We start from the raw sequence: 1808 nt of genomic DNA, 5'->3' as shown, positions 1-1808 counted from the left end.
GCTCAGATGGATGGTGCTATCTTAGTTGTCTCAGCTGCTGATGGTCCTATGCCTCAAACTCGTGAACACGTCCTCTTAGCTCGTCAGGTTATTCTTCCTTGGTTGTTTCTTCCAGCATGTTTTTTAAGAGGTTCCGTTAACGATTTTTCTGGCTCTGATTTTGTTATTTCTGCAAAATCATACAGTATTGCGTGTCTTGTACCGTTTGTTACTGGTTTTAATTTTCTAACACCCATAATCTCTCACCTCATACTAATTCAACAGTTTTCTTAAAAGCAAGCGTAATAGCTGAAAGAAGAAAAGGAAAATTAAAGTTGCAAAAATCAAAAGCAGCTTATGCACAAACATAACTGAAAGAGGTGAAATAAATGGAATGCAATGTAGTAAACAATAAAAATGAAACTGTTGGGAAAATAAATCTAAACGAAGATATATTTAAAACAGAAGTAAATCAAGGTACAGTATGGGAAGTTATAAAGTGGCACTTAGCTTCTAAAAGAGCCGGAACAGCTAGTACAAAAACCAGAGCTGAAGTAGCTGGTTCAAATAGAAAAATATACTCTCAGAAAGGGACAGGTAGAGCAAGACATGGAGATATAAAAGCTAATATATTCGTAGGTGGTGGAATAGCCCATGGTCCACATCCAAGAGACTACTATTTTGCACTTCCTAAAAAAGTTAGAAGAAAAGTTTTAAAAGGTGTCTTAACTTACAAGTTAAACAATAACGATTTGATAGTGGTAGAAGATTTTAACTTTGAACAACCAAAAACAAAAAATGCTGTTGAAGTATTAAAAAACTTTGGTCTTGAACAATCAAAAGTTTTATTGGTATTACCTGAAAAAATAGAAAATGTTATTAAATCATTTAGAAACATTCCAAAAGTTAAAATACTAATATCAGAAGGGCTAAATTCATACGATTTATTAAACGCAGAAAAAGTTATAATCTTTAAATCAGCATTAGAAAAGATACAAGAGAGGTTAGCACAATGAGAACTGTATACGACATAATAATAAGACCTGTATTAACAGAAAAAGCAGTTAAAGACAATGAAAAAAATAATACACTAACATTCGAAGTAGCAATGGATGCAAATAAAATAGAAATAAAAAAGGCTGTTGAAGAGATTTTTGGATTAAAAGTAAAAGAAGTCAGAACTTTAATAGTAAAACCCAAACCAAAAAGGTTTGGTTTTAGGTCATCTGGATTTAAAAAAGCTTGGAAAAAAGCTATAGTTAAAGTTGAATCAGAAAAACCAGTCAATATAGCTGAATTAGTATGAGGTGATAAATGAGCGTATTTTAAAATTGCTCTTGCTGTATTTTCCATCTTCGTCTCCTCTTACTTTTTCTTAACAGCTTTAGCTGATTTATCTGGATGTCCTCTAAAAGTTCTTGTAAGAGAAAATTCTCCAAGTTTGTGTCCTACCATTTCTGGTTGAATGTAAACAGGGATAAACTTTTGACCGTTGTAAACAGCTATAGTGTGTCCAACCATCTCTTGAGTTATGGTACAGGCTCTGTCCCAAACTTTTATAATTTTTCTTTCTCCTGTTTCGTTCATTTGTCTAATTTTTTTTAAAATTTTTTCATTTACATATGGATTTTTATTTCTTTCGTTCCATTTGCCTTTGTAACCCATCTTTATTTACCTCTACGTTTAATTATGAATTTATCAGAGTATTTAGCTCCTCTTCTTGTTTTATAGCCTTTAGTTGGTAATCCCCAAGGTGATACAGGATGTTTACCAAAGGTTTTACCTTCTCCTCCACCGTGTGGGTGGTCAACAGGGTTCATAGCTGTACC

The 1808-nt window shown here is 32.9% G+C and carries 3 protein-coding genes and 3 pseudogenes; 3 read left to right on the top strand and 3 right to left on the bottom strand.

What is annotated here, in order from left to right; all coding sequences use genetic code 11:
- A pseudogene (locus tag NE054_RS08045) lies at window positions 1-105 on the top strand (GTP-binding protein); the annotation flags it as partial.
- Here NE054_RS08045 and rplB (NE054_RS08040) read toward each other — a convergent pair.
- Window positions 87-236: pseudogene (gene rplB / locus NE054_RS08040) on the bottom strand (50S ribosomal protein L2); the annotation flags it as partial. The pseudogenes NE054_RS08045 and rplB (NE054_RS08040) overlap by 19 nt on opposite strands.
- A 132-nt stretch (window positions 237-368) precedes the next feature.
- On the opposite strand from rplB (NE054_RS08040), the gene rplD reads away from it, so the two are divergent.
- Window positions 369-995: a 50S ribosomal protein L4 gene (rplD, locus tag NE054_RS08035; RefSeq protein ID WP_297890441.1), complete on the top strand. Its 627-nt coding sequence runs from the start codon at window positions 369-371 to the stop codon at window positions 993-995.
- Entirely contained in the window at window positions 992-1285 is a 294-nt protein-coding gene (gene rplW, locus NE054_RS08030) for a 50S ribosomal protein L23 (protein WP_297890438.1), read from the top strand. The genes rplD and rplW overlap by 4 nt, the downstream gene beginning before the upstream one ends.
- A 59-nt stretch (window positions 1286-1344) precedes the next feature.
- Here rplW and rpsS read toward each other — a convergent pair whose 3' ends face one another.
- Together rpsS and rplB (NE054_RS08020) are read right to left on the bottom strand one after the other, a co-directional pair.
- Complete coding sequence (rpsS, locus tag NE054_RS08025) at window positions 1345-1644, bottom strand: 30S ribosomal protein S19 (protein WP_028949708.1); 300 nt, start codon at window positions 1642-1644, stop codon at window positions 1345-1347.
- A gap of 2 nt (window positions 1645-1646) precedes the next feature.
- A pseudogene (rplB, locus tag NE054_RS08020) lies at window positions 1647-1808 on the bottom strand (50S ribosomal protein L2); the annotation flags it as partial.

It is taken from the genome of Sulfurihydrogenibium sp., assembly GCF_027448985.1.
Lineage (GTDB): Bacteria > Aquificota > Aquificia > Aquificales > Hydrogenothermaceae > Sulfurihydrogenibium.
This window is presented reverse-complemented; position numbering and strand designations above follow the sequence as displayed.

Bases quoted from the DNA above. Each gene is read 5' to 3' on its own strand.
- rplW (WP_297890438.1), top strand. From the start codon at position 992: ATGAGAACTGTATACGACATAATAATAAGACCTGTATTAACAGAAAAA.
- rpsS (WP_028949708.1), bottom strand. From the start codon at position 1,644: ATGGGTTACAAAGGCAAATGGAACGAAAGAAATAAAAATCCATATGTA.
- rplD (WP_297890441.1), top strand. From the start codon at position 369: ATGGAATGCAATGTAGTAAACAATAAAAATGAAACTGTTGGGAAAATA.